We start from the raw sequence: 20564 nt of genomic DNA, 5'->3' as shown, positions 1-20564 counted from the left end.
TCCCGCGCGTAGGCACAGGCGCGGGCACGCACGCGAGGGCCGAAAAATCGCGCCGAGGTTTCCTCTCTCGCGGGCCGTAACTGCCAAAAAAGGTTGGACAGGTTGGACAGGTTGGACCGGTCCAAGAGGGGCAACGGGTTTGGATGGTCCAACCTCATTTTGAAGGTTGGACAAGGTGAGACCGAGCGGAGCGAAGCCATGAAGCGGATCGACATTGAAGCGCTGGTGCGGTGGGCCTATCGGGACGAACTGCCCAAGGTGGCAGCGAGCGCGCCGACGTTCGCGCCTGTGATGCGCCCGGCCTGGGATGCCATCGCAAAGCTGGGCACGCTTGGCACGGTGATCCAGGAGAACCGCTATGGCGTGGTCGCCCTGCCCTGCGCTTCCGATGAGCCGCATCCCGACGCGCTGGCGGTGGCCGAGGCGGTGGAGCGGCTTGACGCCCTGGTGTTCGACATCCCCGAGGGCTGGGCGCCGCTCTCCGATATGGGCGATCTGGGCGCGCTGGGCGCTGCCGCCGTGGCACAGGGCCTCGCCCCGCTTACCGGCACCGACGAAACCGGAACCGTCCGCCTGCGCCGTCCCTTGAGCCGCCTGGTGATCCGCCAGGCCGTGCTGGGCGTCGCGCCGGAGTGGCGGTCTGAGGTGCCGCAGGTGCAGGAGGTGCGGCGGTTCGGCCGGCCCGCATGGTTCCGCCGCGCGGCGCGGACGGAAGACGGCGCGTTCGGGCCTGCGAGCTATGAGGTCGAGGTGGATGGGTTCGACTATAAGCGGCGCCGTCCCTATGCGGACGCCTATCGCAAGTATGTGCTGGAGCCTGATATGGCGCCTCTGGTGACGGCGCGGGCGGAACATGAGCTGTGGCAGGGCGCCTTGAGCGTGCTGGCCGAGGAGTTGGCCGAGGAAGGCTTGACCGCTCATGAGGTCGTGCCGCCGTCCTGCCCCGCCCGACCGTGGGAGGTGGCGGCAAGCGACGCCCCACGCATCCTGCCCTCTCTTCTGGTGCCCTCCCCGATTCCCGGCGCGACGCGGCGAAAGAAGAATTCAATTGCCGCTTGACGTGCGACAGTTTCTTGGTGCATCACTTGTCACAGATAAAAAGAAACCCGGTTCGCTTTCCGCGCGCCGGGTTTTTTATTGCCCTTCCCAGCACAGAGAGATGCCATGTGACCGAGCAGCCGGAAGGTGGCGCGCGTCTCATCGGCCGTCTCTATCGCACCGCCAGGTGGCGCAACCTGCGCACTGCCCAGCTGACGCGCGAGCCGTTGTGCCGCCTGTGCGACTATGCGGGCGATGTGGTGGCGGCCACTGTGTGCGATCACGTCACGCCGCACCGTGGCGACGAGGCGCTCTTCTGGGCTGGTCCTTTCCAGTCCCTCTGCGCCGACTGCCACTCCAGGCACAAGCAACGCGAGGAGCACGGCCGCCCCACCCTGACCTTCGCGGCCGATGGGTGGCCGATCACATGACCCCACGGGGGCCGGACGCCCGGCCCCACCCCCCGGGGGGCCTCGATCTCCCCACCCCCTCACCCCACTGACCGGCGGGGAAAGTTTGTTCGCACGACGCTGCTATTGAATACAGAAAGCCCACTTGAGGGGGGAGATGGGCTGAACGGAAAGGTTCGGCATGAGAGGGCGTAAGCCGAAGCCCGCCAACGTCATCCCGCTCCATAGCGGCGCGACGGAGGAGAGCGAGCAGCGCCGGAAGGAGGCCGCCAAGCGCAAGGCGGACGCGTTGCGCCCGCGCGGACTGACCGGAGACGTCCGGCGCGAGTGGGACCGGGTGGCGCCACTGCTGGCTGACCCCGCGCTCGACCGTCTGAAGCCCCATTTCGCGGACGTGGTGCTGGAATATTGCCGCGCGACCGTGCGGCTGCGCGATCTGCGGGCCAGCATGCCGACCCTGGCCGACGAAACCTATGAGATCAGCGGCAGGAACGGCGAGCAGGTCAAGAGCCGACCGGAGGTGGCGCAGATCAATGAGACGTGGCGGCACTGGCGCTCGCTTGTGGCCATGCTCGGCCTGTCTCCCGCTGATGAACGCAACCTCGCGCCGGGGCAAGGCGACCTTTTCGACCCGGCAGACAGCTATTTCGATTGATGACGCATCTTGAGGACGCCACCACCGACTATGCAAGGGCGGTGGCGACGGGCGAGATCGTGGCCGGCCCTTATGTGCGCGCCGCATGCGACAGGCACCTGCGCGACCTTGAGGATGGCCCCGCGCGTGGACTGACCTGGGATCTGGAATCCGCTAGCCGCGCCATCACCTTCTTCCGTGACGTGCTCACGGTGGAGGTGGAAGAGACCGGCGAGGATGGCGGCGTCACCAGCCGGGCGGTGCGCTTCGTGCTGCAGCCCTGGCAGGCCTTCATCGTCGGCTCGATCTTCGGATGGAAGGGCGCTCTCGGCTTCCGCCGCTTTCGCCGGGCCTATGTGGAGATCGGCAAGGGAAACGGCAAATCGCCGCTCGCCGCCGGCATCGGCCACTACATGCTCTCCGCCACGCGCAAGTTGCGGGCGGAGGTCTATTCCGCCGCCACCGACCGCGACCAGGCGTCCATCCTGTTCCGCGATGCGGTGTCCATGTATGAGCGCTCGCCGGCCTTGGCGCGGCGCCTGATGCCCTCCGGCATCAACCCGGTGTGGCAGCTGACGCACCCGAAGACGGGATCGTTCTTCAAGCCGGTCTCGTCGGACAAAAAGGGCAAGAGCGGCATCCGGCCTTATTGCGCGCTCATCGACGAAGTGCACGAGCATCCGGACAATGCCGTCATCGAGATGCTGCGGGCCGGCACCAAGGGCAACCAGGAAGCCCTGATCTTCGAGATCACCAATTCCGGCTTCGACCGGCGCTCGGTGTGCCGGGCAGAGCATGAATACACGGTCAAGGTGGTCACCGGGATCGCCGAGAATGACGCCTGGTTCGGATATATCGCCGCCCTCGACGAGGGAGATGATCCGTTCGAGGATGAAACCTGCTGGGTCAAGGCCAACCCAAATCTGGGTGTGTCGATCCAGCCCTTGTTTATTCGCGAACAGGTGCAGGAAGCCAAGGGCATGCCCTCAAAGGAGGGCCTCGTCCGCCGGCTGCATTTCTGCCAGTGGACGGACAGCGAGACGGCAGCCATTTCGCGCCAGGTCTGGACCGCCTGCCAGGGCAAGCTGGATCTGGAAGCGTTGCGGGCCAAGGGCTATCCCTGCTTCGGCGGGCTCGATCTGTCCCGCACGCGCGACCTGACGGCCTTCACGCTGACCTGGGTGCTGGAAGCGACCAAGGACAAATGGCGCTTTGCCTCGCACACCTGGTTCTGGACGCCCAAGGACACCCTGAAGGACCGGGCTAAGATCGACCGGGCGCCCTATGACTTATGGGTGCGCGACGGGCACATGACCGCGACGCCGGGGCCACGGGTCTCCTATCGCTGGGTCGCGGACGAGCTGGCGTCGCTGTGCGCCCGGTACGAGCCGAAAACCATCGGCTGCGACCAGTACGGGCTGGAGCAGCTGGCCGAGCAGCTGGCGGACAAGGGGATCGTGCTGCCATGCGAGGTTCACCCGCAGGGCTTCAACCGGCGCGTGGTGGCGAAGGACGAAACCCGGCCGGATGGCACCGAGGACATGGTGCTGTGGATGCCGGACAGCATCAACAAGCTGGAAGCCGCACTGCTGGAGACACGCATCATGGTCAATCCCAACCCGGTGATGACCATGTGCGCCGCGGGCGTCGTCTATGAGCAGAACAGGACGGGACACCGCATGTTCGACAAGAGCAAAGCCACCAGCCGCATTGACGGCATGGTGTCGCTGGCCATGAGCATCGGCGTCGCCACCATGGAGACGCCGGACGTGGGCGTCTCGTTCTGGGAAGTGGCCTGACATGGGCTTCTTCCGGCGCCTCTTCGGACGGGAGGAAAAAGCCTCGACCAGCCTGGAGGTGTTCCGCGAGATTTTCGGCGGGCGCCTGTCCCGCTCCGGCGTCACGGTGAACGCATCGACGGCGCTTGACGTGACCACGGTGCTGGCGTGCCTGCGGGTGCGCGCGGAAGGCATCGCGCAGGTGCCCTGGCGCGTCTATCGGGATGTGAATGGACGCCGCACCGTCGCCACCGAGCACGCGTTGAACCGCCTGCTCTATCGGCGCCCGAACCCCTGGCAGACCTCCTTCGAGTTCCGCGAGACCATTTCTTTTCACGCCGACCTCGCTGGCAACGCGATCTGCTTTGTCAATCGCGTCGGCAGTCGTCGCGAGATCCGCGAGATCATTCCGCTTGAACCACATCGTGTTGTGGTGGAGCGCAAGCCGGACATGTCGCTGACCTACAAGGTGCAAAGCGACAGCGGCGACGTGCAGGAGTTTCCGCCGGATTCCATATGGCACCTGCGGGGGCCGAGCTGGAACAGCTGGCAGGGCCTCGACATCCTCCAGAAGGCGCGCGACGCCATCGGCCTCGCCATCGCACTGGAGCAGGGGCAGAGCGATTTCCAGAAGAACGGGGCGAAGACCTCGGGCATGTATTCCGTCAAGGAAAAGCTCTCGCCCGAGAAATACGCGCTCCTGCGCAAATGGTTCGACGAGGAAATCGCCAAGGGCGATGCGTACCGGCCCCTGATCCTCGATCAGGACGCGCATTACACGCCCTTCACCATGTCTGGCGTGGATGCCCAGCTCCTGGAGACCCGCCGCCACCAGGTGGAAGAGATCTGCCGGGTGTTCCGCGTCATGCCCATCATGATCGGGCAGTCGGACAAGGCCGCCACCTATGCCAGCGCGGAACAGATGTTCCTGGCCCATGTGGTGCACACCCTCATGCCCGCCTATGAGCGCATCGAGCAGAGCGCGGATGTGAACCTCCTGAGCGAGGACGACATCAAGGCCGGCTACTACACCAAGTTCACCCCCAACGCGCTCATGCGCGGGGCGGCCAAGGACCGCGGCGAATTCTACGCCAAGGCGCTCGGCTCCGGCGGCTCCAAGGGCTGGATGACCCAGAACGACGTGCGGGAACTGGAAGACTTGGACCGCAGCGATGATCCCGAGGCCGACAAGCTGGCCCAGCCCGCCGGGCAGGCGCCGCCGGCCGATCCGCCGGCCGATCCGCCGCCGGCCGCGTGAGGAAAGACCATGGACAAGCTGGCATTTCCGCTGGAACTCAAGGCGGTGGCCGAGGACGGCACTTTCGAGGGCTATGCGTCCACGTTCGGCGAGCGCGATCTCGGCGGCGACATCGTGGAGCCAGGCGCCTTCACCAAGACGCTCAAGGCGCGCGGGCCCAAGGGTGTCAAGATGCTGGCGGATCATGATCCGCGCGAGCGCATCGGCGTGTGGACCGACCTCACCGAGGATTCCAAGGGGCTCTATGTGAAGGGCCGCCTCCTCACCGAGAAGGCCAACGGCCGGGAAGCCCTGATCGACCTGAAGGCGGGCGCGCTGGACGCCATGTCCATCGGCTTCCGCACCAAGGCGGACAGCTATGACGGGCGCCGGCGGGCGCGGCTGCTCAAGGAAGTGGACCTGCTGGAGATCAGCCTCGTGCCGTTCCCCATGAACGAAGGCGCGCGGGTGACGGCGGTCAAGTCCATGCAGGACATGGACGCAGAGGATTGGCGGGACATCGAGGCCACCCTTCGGACGAAGGGCCTGTCCCGCGCGGACGCCGTGAAGGCGGTCTCTGGCTTCAAGGACTGGCTCCGGCGCGATGCCGGAGAGCCGGACACGTCACCTCGGGACGAGGGCGGCGCGGCGTTGGCGGAAGCACTCCGCCGGAACATCGCTCTCATCTCACCGAAAGGGTGACATCATGACCGACATGACCGAGTTCAAGTCCCTGCTCGACAAGCAGGGCGAGGCCTTCGAGGCCTTCAAGCAGACCCACGACGAGCTCAAGGCCAACGACGCCCTCACCTCCGAGAAGCTGACCAAGATCGAAAAGTCCCTCGACGCGGCGGTGGAGGCCAAGGACGCGCTGGAGCGCGCCATCAAGGCCGAGCGCAAGGAGCGCGAGGATCTGGAAGCCCGCATCAACCGCATGGGCGTGAAGGCCACCTCCGAGGAGGGCGCCAAGCGCGAGCTGGAGGTGAAGGACTTCAACCTGGTGCTCGCCGCCAATGCGTCCGCCCGGGGCCGCCCCGTCACCGCCCTCGATGAGAAGGGCTATGACGAATACAAGGCGGCCTGGAACAAGTGGGCGCGCGAAGGCGAGGTGCGCCTGATGCCGGAGGAGGTCAAGACCCTCTCGGTGGGTTCCGACCCGGACGGCGGCTATTTCGTCACCCCCGACGTGACCGGCCGCATCGCCACCAAGGTCTATGAGACCTCGCTCGTGCGCCAGTATGCTTCCGTGCAGCCCATCTCCACCGATGCGCTGGAGGGCATGGAGGATCTGGGCGAGGCGGGCGCCGGCTATGCCGGCGAGCACGCCACCTCCGGCAACACCACCACGCCGCAGGCGGGCAAGTGGAAGATCCCGGTGTTCTGGATCGACACCGAGCCCAAGGCCACCCAGCAGCTGCTGGATGACGCCTCGGTGAATATCGAGGCCTGGATGGCGGGCAAGGTCTCCGCCAAGTTCGCCCGCTTCGAGAATGCGGAGTTCGTCACCGGCGCCGCCAACAAGATCCGCGGCTTCGCCGGCGGATACGACTTTGCGGCGGACAGCGGCGCGGGTGTGGCCTGGGAAAAGATCGGCTATCTCGCCACCGGCGTGGACGGCGACTTCGCCGCCTCGGCGAAGGGCGACAAGCTCATCGACCTCATGGGCCTGCTGAAGAACGAGTATCTGGCGGGCGCGGCCTGGTTCATGCGGCGCTCGGTTATCACCGACATCCGCAAGTTCAAGGACGGCCAGAACAACTATCTCTGGCAGCCCTCTTTCGTGGCCGGCCAGCCGGAGACCATCATGGGCTATCCCGTGGCGCGCATGGAAGACATGCCCGCCAAGGCGTCCGGCTCCTTCTCGGTGATGTTCGGCGACCTGCGGACGGCCTACCAGATCGTGGACCGGCAGGGCGTCCGGGTGCTGCGGGACAACCTCACCTCCAAGCCCTACGTGAAGTTCTACACCACCAAGCGCACCGGCGGCGGCATGGTGAATTTCGAGGCGCTCAAGGCCCTCAAGTTCGCCACGTCCTGACGCCCGTCTCCCGATGAGGCGCATCTCCGGATGCGCGTCTTCTGGCCCGCGCCGGCAGCGGCGCGGGCGCCCCTCCCCGTTTCCCTGAAAGGACGCCCCCCATGCGTGACATCATGAATGGGCTGGACCTGAAGCGCGCGATCTCGCCGCAGGCCGCCCGCACCGACAACACCGCCATCGTGTCCACCGTCGCCGACCTCAAGGGCTATGACGGCGCCATGCTGGCGATCAATATCGGCGCCAACACCGACACCAACGCCACCTTCGCCGTGCTGATCGAGGACAGCGACGACAATTCCACCTTCGCGGCCGTGGCGGACGAGTATCTCAACGGCACCGAGGCCCTCGCCGGCTTCCAGTTCGACGACGACAACGAGCTGCGCAAGATCGGCTATACCGGCATCAAGCGCTATCTGCGCGGCACGATCACGCCTTCGGGCAACGATTCCGGCAACATCTTCGTGGCCGCCGAGTGGGTGCTGCGCCCGCTGCGCGTGCCCGCCGCCAACCCGCCCGCCTGATCCAGGCGCCGGCCATGATGCGCAATGCCCCCACCCTCGTCGAGGCTCCGAGCCATAAGCCTGTGACCCTCGCCGAGGCAAAGGCGCATCTGCGCGTCGACACCAACGATGAGGACTTCCTGATTGATGCCCTCATCACCACTGCCGCAACCCATCTGGATGGCTGGAGCGGCATTCTCGGCCGCGCGCTGGTCACCCAGACCTGGCAGGAGACGTTGAGCGCATTTCCCGTCTGCGGCCTCCTGCGGCTGCGCCTGGCGCCCGTTCAGACGGTGGAGGCCATCCTCTACCGGGACGCCGCGAACACCGAACGCACGCTCTCCCCGTCGCTTTATGAGGGGCCGCTCGCCGATGACCTCGGCGCCTATGTGGCCCTGAAAAGCACCGAAGTGTGGCCCGCCACCTATGAGCGCCGCGACGCGGTCACCGTGCGCTATGTGTGCGGCTATGGCGCGCCGGCCGATGTGCCCGCCCCCGTGAAGCAGGCCATGCTGCTCATGATTGGCGACTGGTACGCCAACCGTGAACCGCCCACGGCCGGCACGGCGCTCGCCTTGCCCTTCGCCGCCTCCGCTCTTCTGGCGCCCCTGCGCCGGGGGTGTGTCTGACCATGGACCGCGCCGGAGACCTGCGGTTTCGCCTGCGTTTCGAGGCGCGAAGCGAGACCGATGACGGCGCCGGCAATGTGCGCGCCGCCTGGGTGGCGCAGTTCACGGTTTCGGCCGCGCTGTTGCCGCGGATCGGCGGCGAGGAAGTTCAGGCCGCCCGGCTCGCCGGTGTGCAACCGGTGGTGCTGCAGGTGCGCCGGACCAGCGACACGCTGCTCATCCGCGCCGATTGGCGCGCGGTGAATGTGGAGACCGGCGAGATCTACGCCATCACCTCGCCGCCCGTGGACCGCACGGGCCGGCGCGCCTTCCTCGACATGATCGCCACACACGGCGTGCCGGCCTGAGCGCACGGACCATGGCCAGGAAGAGCACCAGCATTCTTGGGCTTGCGGCCCTTGAGAAGAAGCTCAACCGCCTGCCGTCCGTCGCGCTGGAGGAAATCAAGCGGTCCATGGAGAAGGTCGCGGACGACATTGTCCGATTGGCCAAGTCCCTGGTGCCGGTGGAGGAAGGCGACCTACAGCACTCCATCGCCTGGACTTGGGGCACGGTGCCGAAGGGGGCACTCACCTTAGGAAAAGTGGCGCGATCCGCGCTCGGCAAGCAGCTGACCTTGACCATTTATGCCGGCGACGAAACCGCCTTCTATGCGCGGTTCGTGGAGTTCGGGACCAAGTATGCGCCGGCGCGCGCGGCCCGCCGAGACTCCCGGTACAAGCGGACCTTTATCCTGACCAAGGCGCTTGCAGAGCACCACGCGACGCGGGCGCAGCCCTTCTTCTTTCCGGCCTACCGGGCGCATCGGAAGTCTGCCAAATCGGCGGTGCGAAAGGCCACGCGAACGGCGGCCCGCAAGGTCGCGTCGGGAGGCTGATGCATGTCGGACCCTTCGCTTGCCGTCCAGACCGCTTTGGTGACGGCCCTGAAGACCCTGTCCACCGAGGCCGGCGCACGGGTCTATGACCTGCCGCCGGCCGATGCCGCCGCGCCCTACATCACCGTGGGCGGCGGGCAGACCGTGCCCCTGGATGAAACCTGCTGGGACGCCTCCGAGGTCTATGTGCAGGTGGATGTCTGGTCGGAAGAGCCGGGCTATCCGCAGGTCAAGCGCATCGCCGGCGCCATCCGCGCCGCGCTCCATGATCAGCCGGTGACCGTGACCGGCCACGTCTGCGACCGCTGCGAGGTGCGCAACGTCTCCTATTCGCGCGAGCGGGACGGCATCACCAGCCGCGCCCGCATCGACCTTCTTTTGACCACGCAACCTGCCTGAGGACCATGATCATGGCCAAAACCCAGAAGCTGCTGATCGAATTCGGTGACGGAGAATCCCCGGAGGAATTCGCCTTCAACTGCTCCATCAACACCAGCCGCGAATTCACCATCGAAGGGTCGACCATCGACGCCACCACGCCCAATTGCGTCGACCCGGACGCGCCGGCCTGGGTGGGGCGCGTGATCGACACCCTGTCCGCCGGCATCTCCGGCGAAGGCACCATGGACCCCATTTCCTGGGGGGCCCTGCGGGACCGCATGCTTGCGGCGGTGCCGTTCAACGCCCGCGTCACCCTCGACCTGACGGGCGCGCAGGGCGGCGGCTACTTTGCCGGCGCCTTCGTCATGACCTCCCTGGGCGTCGCCAAGGAAGGCCGTGGCTTCGTGTCCTGCTCCGTCGAGCTCCAGAGCGACGGCGCCATCACCTGGACGGATGCGTCCTGATGTCCAGCTCGGGAGAGATCAGCTTTGCGTGGGGCGACGGGGAGCACGCCTTTCGCCTCGCCATTGGCGGCCTGCGGGAATTGCAGGACAAGTGCAATGCCGGCCCGGGGCAGATCTATACCCGCCTCGGGGATGGCACCTGGCGGGTGGACGACATCCGCGAGACCCTGCGCATCGGCCTCATTGGCGGCGGCATGAAGCCCACGGACGCGCATGTCCTGGTCACCCGCTACGTGGATGGCCGGCCCCTGGCGGAGAACATCTCCCCCGCCATGGCGGTGCTCGGCGCCGCGCTCATCGGCGTGCCGGACGACAAGGTGGGGGAAACCGAGGCCGGGATGACCCAGACGGAGGCGGACGCCTCGTCCTCTCGGCCTATTACGCCAGCGGCGCCGTGATGGGGTTCACGCCCCGCCAGGTGGACGACATGAGCCTGTGGGAGATGGCCGCCTGCGTCGAGGGCTACACCAAGGCCAACGGCGGCGAGGTCAAGCCCGCCGCGCCCTCGGTGGAAGAGCATCTCGCATTGGTGGAGAAGGTGCGGGCGCGGAGGAATGCGTCCACCCGACCCACCATCGTCAATCTGTAGCGGAACTCACGCATGGCCACAGACCTTGAACGGCTCGTTGTTCAGATGTCCGCGGACATCAAGAGCTATGAGCGGGAGATGCAGCGTGCGGTTGGCGTGACCAATCGTCAAGCGCGCGCCATCGAGGCCCGGTGGCGCCAGGCCAACAGCAATCTGGACAGCATCGGTGCGGGCATGGCGCGGGGGCTGATCGCCCCGCTTACCGGCATCGCGGCTGCCCTGTCTGTGCGCGAGGTGGCCGCCTATGCGGACGCATGGACCAAGGCCAAGAATTCCCTGGCGGTCGCGGGGGTGGTCGGGACCGAACAGGCGGCCGTTCTTGACCGGCTCTACAAGTCGGCCATCGATAATGCCACGCCCATTGGCGCCCTCTCCGAATTGTTCGGCAAGGCGGCGCAGGCCTCCGACAATCTGGGCGCCTCCAATGAGGAGTTGATCCGGTTCACCGATGGTGTCGCGGTGGCGCTGAAGGTGGCTGGTACCGGCGCCGGTGCCGCTTCTGGCGCCCTGACGCAGCTTGGCCAGTTGCTGGGCTCCGCCCGCGTCCAGGCCGAGGAGTTCAATTCTGTCAATGAAGCCGCGCGGCCGATCCTGATCGCGGTGGCGAACGGGCTCGACGCGGCCGGCGGGTCGGTGAACAAACTGAAGGCGCTGGTGAATGAAGGGGAGGTCTCTGGCCGCGAATTCTTCCAGGCCTTCCTGCGCGGGTTGCCCTCCATCTCCGCCATGGCGGCGAACTCCACCCAGACCATCGAGCAGGGCTTCACCAACGTCACCACTGCCTTCACCAAGTACATCGGGCAGACGGATGAGAGCCTCGGCGCGTCGCAGCGCCTCGTGGTGGGGCTGAACGCCCTGGCGGACAATTTCCAGGAGACCGGGGACATCGTTGTGCAGCTGGCCAGCATCATTGCCGGCGCCCTGGTCGGTCGCGCCATTGGCGGCATGCTGGTGCAGTTGGGGCTGGCCACCACTGCAGTGACCAAGTTTGTGGCGGCGCTGCGCGCCGCGACCACCCTCGGTGCCCTGGCCACCGCCATGACGGGAATTTCCGCCGCCGCCGGCCCCATTGGCCTGGTGGTGGGTGGAACGGCGGTTGCCGCGCTCACCTTGTTCTCCTCGACGGCAGTTCGTGCGGCGCCGGGGGCCAAGCTTTATGCCGAGGCCCTCAAGCAGGTGGAGGATGCCGGCAAGGGGGCCGCAGAGGGCGTCAATGCGGCGACGCAATCGCTTACGGATCAGCAGTTCAACCGTCTCGCGGCGGGAGTGAAGCAAGGTGAGGCCGCAATTACGTCGGCGCATGACGCCGCGGTGGCTCTTTTCTCCGAAATCATCAACAACGCCTCCCGCCGTATCATCACTGAAGCCCAGCTGGATGAACTGAAGGCGCTGCGGGATGATCTGGGGAAAAGCGGAGACAAGGCTGATGAGGTGAAACAGGCGCTTTATCGCCTGGCCTCCTCAAACCCAAAATTCCAGCTTCTCGCGGACCAGTTGGCGCCGCTCCTCGATTCCCTTCAGAATGCGATCTCCGCCACAGATGCGCTGAAGGGGAAGGTGGCCAGCCTTGCAGAGGCATCCTTCCCGTCCATGGCGGAAAAGACCGCCTATGACAAGGCTGTGGCGGCGGGCGAGGCTTTCGTCTCCGATGCCAAGCGCCGCGCGGCACTCACCAAGGATCAGTTGGATCTGGAAAACCAGATTGCCGAGGTGAAGAAGCGGGCCGCCACCGCCGGCGTGGTGTTGAGCGACAAGCAGGCGTCCGACCTTGCCCAGACTGAACTGGCCGGCGCTGCGGCCCGTTCCGCCGAAGGGCGGCGGAGCGGTGGCGCCCGGTCTGACAGTTTCGAGCGCGCGGTGCAGGGCTATCGCGAGCGGGCGGACGCCATGCTGGTGGAGGCGCAAGCCTTCGGCACGGGCACCTATGAGATGGAGCGGGCGCGGGCGGCGCAGGATCTGCTGAACGCGGCGAAGGAGAAATACAAGATCATCTCCCCGGAGGTGCAGGCCCAGATCGATGCGGAGGCCGACGCCTATGGGCGGGCGGCGGAGGCCAGCGAGAAGGCGGTGCGGGCGCAGCAGGACTGGAACAACCTGCAGCAGGAATTCGGCGACTTCGCCGTCGACAACATCGCCTCCATCGCCGCCGGCTATCAAAGCTGGAATGACGTGCTCAAGAACGGCCTCGGCCTGCTGACCCAGATGGTCCTGAAAGCCGCATTGCTCGGCCAGGGTCCGCTTGCCGGCCTGTTCGGCAATGCGGCCTCCGGCGGCGGCGTGGGCGGCCTCGTGGGGGCATTGTTTGGCGGGTTCCGGGCGAACGGTGGCGGGGTGAGCGCTGGAAAGGCCTATGTGGTCGGGGAAAAAGGCCCTGAAATCTTCGCCCCCGGCCGGTCTGGAACGATCCTGCCCAATACCAGCATCACCCCGGCGTCGCGCATGAAAGGTACAACTGCGGGAGCTATTACCTTTTCCCCCTCCACCACTATTGATGCGCGGGGCTCGAGCATGACCGAGGCGCAGTTCGCGGCCATCCTGGCGGAAAACAATCGAACCCTGATGGCCCAAGTGCCGGGTGTGGTTGATCAGGCGTGGCGGCGGATGCCGCGCGGAATGCGGCCCTGATGGCGATCACCTATCCCCGCGCCTTGCCGGCGGATATCCGCTGGCTGAAGTCCACCCTTAGCCTGCCGCGCGGCAACGCGCTCAATCGGCTGTCCTCTGGAGCGCTGCAGGCGGCCGAGGTGGATGAACCGCTGTGGCGCGCGTCATTCGTGAGCGAACCGCTTGTTTGGTCGGAGCGCCGGCTGTGGGAGGCGTGGGAGCGCACCCTGCGGGGCGGAATCGGCACCTTCCTGGCCTATGATTGGGTCGGCTCCTATCCGCTGCAGTACGGGGCTGCGGTGCTCGATCTCACCCGGGCGGGCGGGGGCTCGTACAATGGCACGGCAACCTTCGTGTCCTGCACGGCCACCACGCTCACCTTGTCCGGCCTGCCGAATGGCTATCAAGCGAAGACTGGTGACCGGCTGTCTTTCGCCTGGAACAATGGCCGGGCCTATCACGAGGTTGCCGAGGATGCCGTGGCGAGCTCCGGAGGCGCCTTGACCGTCACCGTGGAGCCTTATGTGCGCGCGCCCTATGTGGATGCCGGCACCGACGTCGCCTTGGTGCGGGCTCCCTTGGTGCTGCAGATGGATCCCGACACCTGGTCTTCTCCGGATGACCTGGGGGCGCAGCGCATTTCATTCACCGCGGTTCAGGTGATTTAGAACCGATAGTTGATGCCGGCGCGCGCTATGCCGAGCGAAACCTCTCCCGATTGCGCAGACGAAACTCGCCCTGGAATGTCAAAGTCCCGGTAAGAGACGGTTCCAAAGTCGGTATAAAAAGCCTCGGCCACCACTGACCACTGTGAAGCCATGGCATATTCAAGGCCGCCACCAATTACCCATCCGAGGTTCACTCGACTATGGGTTTTAGAGTTTGGGAAGATGCCGGCGCTGATCAGGGCAGGATTGTAAACGGCCCACGCTTCCGACATCTGAACGTCAGCAAGGGCAAGGCCAACGGTGGCATAGAGCATTATTGATGGTGTGACCAACATGCCGAACCGCCCGCGCAATGTTGACATCCAATTCACGCTGGCGCTCAATTTTGCGCTCGCTGACGGCGTGTTGGATCGGTCCACATAGTCGGTTGAGGTTTCCGTCTCTACGGTCTGAATATCCACCTCCAGCCCAACCACAATCTGCCCCTGCTGGATATTGAAGCCAGCTTTCGCGGCTCCTGAGAACCCGCCTGACGACGACCTTTGCTCGTATGAGGATAGGTTAGAGTATTCCCCGAATCCGTTTGCGCTCGACCAAGCGAGCCCGATGGCCGCACCGGCATAGAGCCCATTCCATGTAGTTGCGGGATCAGGTGAAAAGACAGGCGCATCCGCGCCAAACGCCATTCCCGGCGCCAGAAGCGCCACGCTGAAAATAACCTGTCTCATTGTGCCCCACCCCTGTGACAACCCAATGGTTGCACGGCCGGGTTGGGCTGTCCACGAGGCCCCCATGCGCGCCTATGACACCGATACCCTGACCATGCTCCAGTCCGGACGATGCGCCGAACGGGATATGGTGCTGTTCGATTTCGCCAGCGGCCTCTATGGCTTTTGGACCGGCGCCGGCACGCTGGAATATTCGGGCGTGACCTATGTGGGTGCGGGCAAGCTCATCTCGGCTGATGAGGGCTCCTATGAAATGGGGCTCGCTCCATCATCCCTGTCGATCTCTCTGTCCTCAATTCCGGATAGCGACCTGACACCCGACGTGCTCGCCACCATCGAGGCGGAGGACTATCACCAGCGGCCGGTTACCATCATGCGGGCCTATATCCACCCCGACACGCGGGCGCTGCTGTCCGTCGAGCGGCTGTGGCGCGGCTATCTGGACCAGATCACCCACGATCTCCAAGCGGGCGGCGGCGCCACACTCACGGCCACGCTGGAGAGCCGGTTCCGCGACCACACACGCGTCGGGCATCGCATCCGCTCCGATGCCGATCAGCGGCTGATCGATGCGGACGACGGATTCTATCAGCATGCCGCGACGGCAGATGCCAAGATCGTTTGGGGGCGCGCGGGATGACGCGCGTCCGCGATTGGCCTCTGCACCTTGATGAGGTGATCGAGCGCTATCAGGCGGACGTGTTCGCCTGGGGTGCGCGCGATTGCTTCACCTTGCCCATGGATGCGTCGGCGGCCTTGATCGGCGTCGACCGGTGGGCGGTAGAGCGCACCTATTCGACCAAGATCGGCGCGGCCCGCAAGCTCAAGCGCCTGGGGTTCGCCGACGTGGCGGACGCCTTCGCGGCCAAGTTTGAAGAGATTCCTCCGGCGCTGGCGCAGCGCGGCGACATCGGCTCCGTTGCTGATGCGAACGGCGCGGCCTGCGGCGTCGTGGTGCTCGGAACCCTGGTGGCCGGAATGTCTCCCGTTGCCGGCCTGACCTTCCTTCCCCGCGCGCGCCTCGTGCGCGCTTTCCGGGTGGCCTGATGCCGATTATCGCTCCAGCCATTGCGGCGGTCTCCGGCCTCGTCGCCGCGGCCGGGCCTATCGGGTCCGCGCTGATCGGTGTGGGCGCATCGGTCGGCCTGTCCTATCTGTCCAAGGCGCTCTCCGGCTCCACGAGTGCCGCCAGCGCCACCACCTCCGGCTTTGAGGGCTCCCTCCAGATTGCCGGCGACGTGCCGCGCGGCTTCGCCATCGGCGAGGTCGTGACGGAGGGACACCTCGCCTATGTCAACGTCTCGGGCGGCAACAACATCCACCTCGACCGGGTCTATGTGATCGGCGAGGGGCCGCACGAAAGCCTCGAAAACATCTGGGTCGACGGCACGTTGCGCACCCTGGCGCTCCAGTCTTCGACGGATGATGTGGACCACTATGTGGTGTCGGATTTCAACTATCCGACCACCGGCATCCCGACCATGCACGTCTGGTTCGTGCGGGGCTATTCCGATCAGTCCGCGCTGTCCGCGCTGGTGGATGGCTCCAATCCGGCCGGGCGGTGGACCTCGGATTTCAGGGGCGCCGGGCAATGCTATGCCGTGGTCCGCACGACCTTCTGGAAGGAGATCTACGACGCCATCCCGTCGTTTCATTTCCACGTCAAGGGGCGCCGGTTCTACGACTGGCGCCTGGACAGCACGGCCGGCGGCAGCGGGTCGCACCGGTGGGGCAATGAACGGACCTGGGCCTATAGCGCCAACCCCATCGTGTCGCTCTACAATTATCAGCGCGGCCTGTTCGTCAACGGCAACCTTCTCGTCGGGCAGGGCGTCCAGCCCATTGATTTCGTTCTCGACGCTTACACGTCCGGCGCCAATGCCTGTGACGAGGCGGTTCTTGATAGCGCGGGCTCGTCCGGCGACCGGTTCGCCATCGGCACTTATGTGAGTGCCTCGGAAGAGTATGGCGCCGTGGTGCAGCGCTGCCTCGATGGCTGCGCCGGCGCCATGATCGAGCGGGCCGGATCGTTCGCCCCCGTGGTGGGTGTGGCGCAGACCACGGTAATGACGGTCACGGACTCCGATCTGATAGCCGGCGCGCCGATCCGTTTCGCCCGCAAGACGACGCGCGACAAGCTCGTCAACGGCATCTTCGGAACGTACAGCGATCTAACCCAAAAGGGCGAGGCGATCTCCTATCCGGCGCGCACGGACAGCGCCGCGGAGGCCGAGGACACCGAACAGCGCCGGGTTCAGTCCGACCATCCCGAGGTCAATGACCCCGTGATCGCCCAACGCCTGGCGGAAATCGAGCTGCGCCTCGCGCGCCTCCAGGCCACGGCCTCGATCACGCTCGGCATGGCCGCCGTGGTGCTGGAGCCGGGCGACTGGATCAGGTGGAACAGCGCGCGGTATGGCGACCGCCGGTGGATGATCCTGCGCATCACGCCGGGTAAAAACCGGACCTTCCAACTGGACCTGCGGGAGATCGCGGCGAGCGCCTATGGCGAGGCGGATGACGCGCCGGTCAATGCTGGATCGGTTGGGGACCGCGATCCGCAGGTGACGGCGGTCGGCATCACGCTGGCGGCCAAGACGCTTCCGGCCCCGGGCGGCGGTCAGAGCCCGGCGATTGCGGTCTATTGGACGCCCGTTGAAGACCCGACCGTTGACGCCATCCTGCTGGAATATCGCCAGGATGGATCCACCGACGTGCTCACGGCCCGGGCCGATGATCCGGCTTCCGGCCTCTTCGTGATCTCCGCAGGAGTGCAGGGCACGACCGGTTATCAGGTGAGGGCCATCCCCACCTCCACGCCCCCGCGCGCCATGACCTGGAGCGATTGGGAGGACGTGACGACGGATGCGCAGGTGATGGCAGCCGCAACGCAGCCGCCGTCCTGGCAGACGGTCATGAATATCGAGTTGCCTGCGACCGTTGCGGCTATGGAGCAAAACCTCGCGGACCTCAATGTGCGCATCGCCGCGGCAACGGCGCAACTGGCGCTGATCCAGGCCGAACATGGCACCAAGATCAATGCCGTGGCCGGCGAGGTGCGGGCGGATACGGCCAGCCAGATCGAGAAGGCAACCGGCCCTAACAGCGCATTGGTGGCGCAGATCGACACCACCTATGCGACCAATCGGAACGGCATTGCGCAGGTCGAGACGCAAGTTCTCACGGTGGCGGATGACCTCGACACCCTTGCCACGTTTACGACCTCGCTCAACACGGCGGTGACGGGCCTCGCCAGCTACGTGGACGCCAACCTCACGGTCAGATACACGGTCGCCGCCTCCGTCCCAGACGGCGCCACGGCGGCCTATGAGCTTCAGTTGATCGCGGACGGCAACGTTGCCGGCCAATATCTGGTGGTGACCTCGACGGGATCTTACGCTGCGCAGCGGGCGGACAAGTTCCTCTGGCTCCGGGCGGATGGCACCACGCCCTTTGCGATGTTCGACACCATTGATGGGGTCTTCTACTTGAAGGGCGACCTCCTGGCAGACGGCACGATCAAGGCGAACCATATTGACGTGACATCACTTTCCGCGATCTCCGCCAATTTCGGCACCATCACCGCCGGCACCATCCTGTCACCGACCGGCGTCTTCACGCTCAATGCGACCGATGGCTACATCCTGGTGGTGAGCGATCCATGACGACACCTCGCCTCATCATCGGGAAGCAGGGCGGGGTCGGGCGCGTGCGCTTTTCGAAAGCCGGTTATGATGTAACTGACCTCGACCTGACTAATGAGCAATTGGTGTTCGATTCCGCGTGGCCGGAGATCCTCGGGGTTCATGCGATGAACCTAGATACTGGATCACTCGGTACAACATACCTGAGCCTTGGTGGTTATTATCGTCGCATATCTGACCAGTCGTTCCCGTCTCTTCCATTTGCGCCTCTGGCGCTTGGTTGGGCGGTTGACTACACGATTTCAAACGCAAGTACGCATGACATTTATTATATTAAGCGGTATATCCCGGCTTGCGTTTGCACAACCACTAATTACATTCGCCTGACTAGGCCGGGCGGCGCGGCCGGCTCTCAGCGCTATGCGTACATCGTGTTCAATAAGCCCCTTTTTGGGGCCGACCCGCGGGAAGCGGACCTGGACGGCGGGAATTCCATGCTGCTGGGCAATCACCCCACCCGCGGCGCCGGGCTGTGGGTGTCCCGCAAAGGGGCGGATGTGCTCACCTGCGGCGACAATGACCTGACGCTCTCCACGCTCAAACCCATGCTTCAGGTGGCGGAAAGCGGTGTTGTGACAGGATATGTTCACAGCACCGGGTATCTACGCGCAGACATCTTCACGTCTCGCTCGTACCCGGCCCATCCCCCAGTGCTGATTAGGGGCGCCACACAGCCGTGGGGCATGGCCAATGCATCGTCGATTAGCACCAGCGAATACGGATGGCTCAGCGATAACTGGGTGCATGTGGAGGCGTTCAGCGGCGGCACAGCGGACCCGCTGCATTGGACGATCCTCGATTATGACCAGTCCTATGTTCCGGGCCCGGATGCCGCGCCGACACCGCGCGTGCAAGTGAAGGACGGGGTGCTGAAGGTCTCGAAGAAAAACATCGACGTGACAACAGCGGGGGATGGAGACCTGCTGCTGCGCACGGATCGCTCGGTGCTTCACGTCAAGGATAGGTTGCAGCAGGATTTTCTCTTTTCCGGCTCGGTGGCCGGCAACATTCCCCTCTCGACCAATATCAGCGCGCCGCCGCTCGTCTTCTTCGGCATCACCTTCAACGGCGAAAACTATTGCCGGAACGTGGCCGCGAACACCACGCCTTTACACACGGATTGGAGACTTACCTCTCCGGGCTTCAACGCGGACCATGTGCGCATGAACGCCACCAATTCCAACCAGATCACCTATGCCGGCTCGGCCGTGGCAGGTGAATCCGTCCACATCGCGACAATCGAGCACAGCTAATGGCTTATGGCGACATTGTTTCATCCGGCACGGTTTCAGGATCGTCCGGCGGCACCACCGTGACCGGATCGTCCACCGCCTGGGCGAGCGGGCCGTTGCCGTTGCGGGCCGGTGATCAGCTTTATGTGGGGGGGTATGTCTATCCCATCACGGCGGTGGCGTCGGACACCTCGCTGACCATTGGCGTGCCGTTGCAGGCGTCTGTTTCCGGAGGCACCAGCTATCGCGCGGTGCTCGCGGCCCCCACCCGCCAGGCTGTCGCGGAGGTGGCGGATTCCATCGCCGACCTTGTCAAGCAGGCGCAGTTCCTGACGCAATCCGGTAACCCCATCCTGTGCGTCGCGGTGGGCACCAATACTCCGCCGGGCTCGCCCGCCACTGGTGACACCTATGTCATTGGCACGTCGCCCTCCGGTGCCTGGGCGGGCCGGGCCGGGCAATTCGCGCGGTGGACCGGGACTGCCTGGTACTTCTCGGCCCCGGCCGTTGGCGCCATGGCCATCGATACCACGGCGCTCGAGCTCTACATGAGGGGCTCGAGCGCCTGGAACATCCGCTCGCTCCAGGTGGCCGGGAGCACCATCACAGACAACCTCATCGTCACCGGCAATCTGCGTGTGCAGGGCCAGCCGGCCGTCCGCGCATATCGCACCGGCGGAGCAACCACGCTGGCGGCGGGAGAATATGGGTGGGCTGGCACACTCGGGCTCAATCAGGGCAGTTGGACCACCGCGGCAATCTCCGGCGCCATCTCTGGGGCTGGGCTGGTTGTCCCTAAAACCGGAATCTACATGCTGTCGATGACAGTATTGATCAATTCGGGGTCCGGCGGGCGCATCTACACGACAGTCAATTCCTCCCCTCTGTTTTCGGTGGTTGGTCCCGGCGGGACGACTGGTCTGCTCGTCGGCGCCTCCTACCTGACCGGACTTACTGCTGGCGACAAATTGGGCTTTAAAACTGAGGCGTCCATTTCCCTGTACCTTGCAGACGCCCATACATATCTATCCGCCGCCATGGTCTCGTGAGGTA

At 65.3% G+C, this 20564-nt stretch carries 23 protein-coding genes; 22 read left to right on the top strand and 1 reads right to left on the bottom strand.

Annotated features, from left to right (window positions below; all coding sequences use genetic code 11):
- The first annotated feature begins 198 nt into the window (after window positions 1-198).
- The 17 genes from J5J86_RS14030 (at window position 199) to J5J86_RS13950 (ending at window position 13847) form a co-directional block, all read left to right on the top strand.
- A complete protein-coding gene (locus tag J5J86_RS14030) occupies window positions 199-1059 on the top strand; it encodes a hypothetical protein (RefSeq protein ID WP_209098993.1) in 861 nt (286 codons plus the stop codon).
- A gap of 107 nt (window positions 1060-1166) precedes the next feature.
- Window positions 1167-1469, top strand: coding sequence for an HNH endonuclease (locus J5J86_RS14025; RefSeq protein WP_209098991.1), 303 nt, complete (start codon window positions 1167-1169; stop codon window positions 1467-1469).
- Window positions 1470-1629: 160 nt separating this feature from the next.
- A complete protein-coding gene (locus J5J86_RS14020) occupies window positions 1630-2103 on the top strand; it encodes a P27 family phage terminase small subunit (RefSeq protein ID WP_209098989.1) in 474 nt (157 codons plus the stop codon).
- Entirely contained in the window at window positions 2103-3881 is a 1779-nt protein-coding gene (locus J5J86_RS14015) for a terminase large subunit (RefSeq protein ID WP_209098987.1), read from the top strand. The genes J5J86_RS14020 and J5J86_RS14015 overlap by 1 nt, the downstream gene beginning before the upstream one ends.
- 1 nt (window position 3882) lies before the next feature.
- The gene (locus J5J86_RS14010; RefSeq protein ID WP_209098985.1) at window positions 3883-5118 is read left to right on the top strand and encodes a phage portal protein; all 1236 of its coding nucleotides are present in this window, start codon (window positions 3883-3885) and stop codon (window positions 5116-5118) included.
- A gap of 9 nt (window positions 5119-5127) precedes the next feature.
- Window positions 5128-5799: an HK97 family phage prohead protease gene (locus J5J86_RS14005; RefSeq protein ID WP_209098982.1), complete on the top strand. Its 672-nt coding sequence runs from the start codon at window positions 5128-5130 to the stop codon at window positions 5797-5799.
- A 4-nt stretch (window positions 5800-5803) separates the two neighbouring features.
- Window positions 5804-7135 (top strand): phage major capsid protein, encoded by a 1332-nt coding sequence (locus tag J5J86_RS14000; protein WP_247657600.1) that lies wholly within the window; start codon window positions 5804-5806, stop codon window positions 7133-7135.
- A 101-nt stretch (window positions 7136-7236) separates the two neighbouring features.
- On the top strand, window positions 7237-7656 hold the full coding sequence (locus J5J86_RS13995) for a hypothetical protein (protein WP_209098980.1): 420 nt from the start codon (window positions 7237-7239) through the stop codon (window positions 7654-7656).
- A gap of 14 nt (window positions 7657-7670) precedes the next feature.
- Entirely contained in the window at window positions 7671-8264 is a 594-nt protein-coding gene (locus J5J86_RS13990; RefSeq protein ID WP_209098978.1) for a head-tail connector protein, read from the top strand.
- A gap of 2 nt (window positions 8265-8266) precedes the next feature.
- Window positions 8267-8611, top strand: a complete 345-nt coding sequence (locus tag J5J86_RS13985; protein ID WP_209098976.1) for a phage head closure protein — start codon at window positions 8267-8269, stop codon at window positions 8609-8611.
- Between the two features lie 11 nt (window positions 8612-8622).
- Entirely contained in the window at window positions 8623-9141 is a 519-nt protein-coding gene (locus J5J86_RS13980; protein ID WP_209098974.1) for an HK97-gp10 family putative phage morphogenesis protein, read from the top strand.
- Between the two features lie 3 nt (window positions 9142-9144).
- Entirely contained in the window at window positions 9145-9540 is a 396-nt protein-coding gene (locus tag J5J86_RS13975) for a DUF3168 domain-containing protein (RefSeq protein ID WP_209098972.1), read from the top strand.
- An 11-nt stretch (window positions 9541-9551) separates the two neighbouring features.
- On the top strand, window positions 9552-9986 hold the full coding sequence (locus J5J86_RS13970) for a phage tail tube protein (RefSeq protein WP_209098970.1): 435 nt from the start codon (window positions 9552-9554) through the stop codon (window positions 9984-9986).
- Window positions 9986-10384 carry a gene transfer agent family protein gene (locus J5J86_RS13965; protein WP_209098968.1) on the top strand — a complete coding sequence of 133 codons (399 nt, stop codon included), beginning with the start codon at window positions 9986-9988 and terminating at the stop codon, window positions 10382-10384. The genes J5J86_RS13970 and J5J86_RS13965 overlap by 1 nt, the downstream gene beginning before the upstream one ends.
- Window positions 10384-10575: a hypothetical protein gene (locus J5J86_RS13960; protein ID WP_209098966.1), complete on the top strand. Its 192-nt coding sequence runs from the start codon at window positions 10384-10386 to the stop codon at window positions 10573-10575. Before J5J86_RS13965 ends, J5J86_RS13960 begins: the two co-directional genes overlap by 1 nt.
- Before the next feature lie 12 nt (window positions 10576-10587).
- A complete protein-coding gene (locus tag J5J86_RS13955; protein ID WP_209098964.1) occupies window positions 10588-13200 on the top strand; it encodes a tape measure protein in 2613 nt (870 codons plus the stop codon).
- Window positions 13200-13847 (top strand): hypothetical protein, encoded by a 648-nt coding sequence (locus J5J86_RS13950; RefSeq protein WP_209098962.1) that lies wholly within the window; start codon window positions 13200-13202, stop codon window positions 13845-13847. Before J5J86_RS13955 ends, J5J86_RS13950 begins: the two co-directional genes overlap by 1 nt.
- Here the strand turns inward: J5J86_RS13950 and J5J86_RS13945 are convergent.
- Complete coding sequence (locus J5J86_RS13945) at window positions 13844-14575, bottom strand: outer membrane protein (protein WP_209098960.1); 732 nt, start codon at window positions 14573-14575, stop codon at window positions 13844-13846. The two genes, J5J86_RS13950 and J5J86_RS13945, sit on opposite strands and share 4 nt — an antisense overlap.
- Before the next feature lie 64 nt (window positions 14576-14639).
- Between J5J86_RS13945 and J5J86_RS13940 the strand changes: the two genes are divergently transcribed.
- Genes J5J86_RS13940 through J5J86_RS13920 form a run of 5 tightly spaced genes read left to right on the top strand, consistent with a single transcriptional unit; the run spans window position 14640 to window position 20560 of the window.
- Window positions 14640-15215 carry a DUF2163 domain-containing protein gene (locus J5J86_RS13940; protein WP_209098958.1) on the top strand — a complete coding sequence of 192 codons (576 nt, stop codon included), beginning with the start codon at window positions 14640-14642 and terminating at the stop codon, window positions 15213-15215.
- Window positions 15212-15622 carry a DUF6950 family protein gene (locus J5J86_RS13935; protein WP_209098956.1) on the top strand — a complete coding sequence of 137 codons (411 nt, stop codon included), beginning with the start codon at window positions 15212-15214 and terminating at the stop codon, window positions 15620-15622. The genes J5J86_RS13940 and J5J86_RS13935 overlap by 4 nt, the downstream gene beginning before the upstream one ends.
- Window positions 15622-18240 carry a hypothetical protein gene (locus tag J5J86_RS13930; RefSeq protein ID WP_209098954.1) on the top strand — a complete coding sequence of 873 codons (2619 nt, stop codon included), beginning with the start codon at window positions 15622-15624 and terminating at the stop codon, window positions 18238-18240. The genes J5J86_RS13935 and J5J86_RS13930 overlap by 1 nt, the downstream gene beginning before the upstream one ends.
- Window positions 18237-19532, top strand: a complete 1296-nt coding sequence (locus tag J5J86_RS13925) for a hypothetical protein (protein WP_209098945.1) — start codon at window positions 18237-18239, stop codon at window positions 19530-19532. The genes J5J86_RS13930 and J5J86_RS13925 overlap by 4 nt, the downstream gene beginning before the upstream one ends.
- Window positions 19532-20560, top strand: coding sequence for a DUF2793 domain-containing protein (locus tag J5J86_RS13920; RefSeq protein WP_209098943.1), 1029 nt, complete (start codon window positions 19532-19534; stop codon window positions 20558-20560). Before J5J86_RS13925 ends, J5J86_RS13920 begins: the two co-directional genes overlap by 1 nt.
- Window positions 20561-20564: the final 4 nt, after the last annotated feature.

This window comes from Aquabacter sp. L1I39, assembly GCF_017742835.1.
Taxonomy (GTDB): Bacteria; Pseudomonadota; Alphaproteobacteria; order Rhizobiales; family Xanthobacteraceae; genus L1I39.
Note: the sequence above shows the minus strand (reverse complement) of the source record. Positions and strands in the feature narration are given on the sequence as shown.

Bases quoted from the DNA above. Each gene is read 5' to 3' on its own strand.
- J5J86_RS13960 (WP_209098966.1), top strand. From the start codon at position 10,384: ATGGGGTTCACGCCCCGCCAGGTGGACGACATGAGCCTGTGGGAGATG.
- J5J86_RS13975 (WP_209098972.1), top strand. From the start codon at position 9,145: ATGTCGGACCCTTCGCTTGCCGTCCAGACCGCTTTGGTGACGGCCCTG.
- J5J86_RS14000 (WP_247657600.1), top strand. From the start codon at position 5,804: ATGACCGACATGACCGAGTTCAAGTCCCTGCTCGACAAGCAGGGCGAG.
- J5J86_RS13925 (WP_209098945.1), top strand. From the start codon at position 18,237: ATGACGACACCTCGCCTCATCATCGGGAAGCAGGGCGGGGTCGGGCGC.
- J5J86_RS14010 (WP_209098985.1), top strand. From the start codon at position 3,883: ATGGGCTTCTTCCGGCGCCTCTTCGGACGGGAGGAAAAAGCCTCGACC.
- J5J86_RS13950 (WP_209098962.1), top strand. From the start codon at position 13,200: ATGGCGATCACCTATCCCCGCGCCTTGCCGGCGGATATCCGCTGGCTG.
- J5J86_RS13920 (WP_209098943.1), top strand. From the start codon at position 19,532: ATGGCTTATGGCGACATTGTTTCATCCGGCACGGTTTCAGGATCGTCC.
- J5J86_RS13995 (WP_209098980.1), top strand. From the start codon at position 7,237: ATGCGTGACATCATGAATGGGCTGGACCTGAAGCGCGCGATCTCGCCG.
- J5J86_RS13955 (WP_209098964.1), top strand. From the start codon at position 10,588: ATGGCCACAGACCTTGAACGGCTCGTTGTTCAGATGTCCGCGGACATC.
- J5J86_RS13985 (WP_209098976.1), top strand. From the start codon at position 8,267: ATGGACCGCGCCGGAGACCTGCGGTTTCGCCTGCGTTTCGAGGCGCGA.
- J5J86_RS13930 (WP_209098954.1), top strand. From the start codon at position 15,622: ATGCCGATTATCGCTCCAGCCATTGCGGCGGTCTCCGGCCTCGTCGCC.
- J5J86_RS13990 (WP_209098978.1), top strand. From the start codon at position 7,671: ATGATGCGCAATGCCCCCACCCTCGTCGAGGCTCCGAGCCATAAGCCT.
- J5J86_RS13970 (WP_209098970.1), top strand. From the start codon at position 9,552: ATGGCCAAAACCCAGAAGCTGCTGATCGAATTCGGTGACGGAGAATCC.
- J5J86_RS13935 (WP_209098956.1), top strand. From the start codon at position 15,212: ATGACGCGCGTCCGCGATTGGCCTCTGCACCTTGATGAGGTGATCGAG.
- J5J86_RS14015 (WP_209098987.1), top strand. From the start codon at position 2,103: ATGACGCATCTTGAGGACGCCACCACCGACTATGCAAGGGCGGTGGCG.
- J5J86_RS13965 (WP_209098968.1), top strand. From the start codon at position 9,986: ATGTCCAGCTCGGGAGAGATCAGCTTTGCGTGGGGCGACGGGGAGCAC.
- J5J86_RS14030 (WP_209098993.1), top strand. From the start codon at position 199: ATGAAGCGGATCGACATTGAAGCGCTGGTGCGGTGGGCCTATCGGGAC.
- J5J86_RS13940 (WP_209098958.1), top strand. From the start codon at position 14,640: ATGCGCGCCTATGACACCGATACCCTGACCATGCTCCAGTCCGGACGA.
- J5J86_RS14005 (WP_209098982.1), top strand. From the start codon at position 5,128: ATGGACAAGCTGGCATTTCCGCTGGAACTCAAGGCGGTGGCCGAGGAC.
- J5J86_RS13945 (WP_209098960.1), bottom strand. From the start codon at position 14,575: ATGAGACAGGTTATTTTCAGCGTGGCGCTTCTGGCGCCGGGAATGGCG.
- J5J86_RS13980 (WP_209098974.1), top strand. From the start codon at position 8,623: ATGGCCAGGAAGAGCACCAGCATTCTTGGGCTTGCGGCCCTTGAGAAG.
- J5J86_RS14020 (WP_209098989.1), top strand. From the start codon at position 1,630: ATGAGAGGGCGTAAGCCGAAGCCCGCCAACGTCATCCCGCTCCATAGC.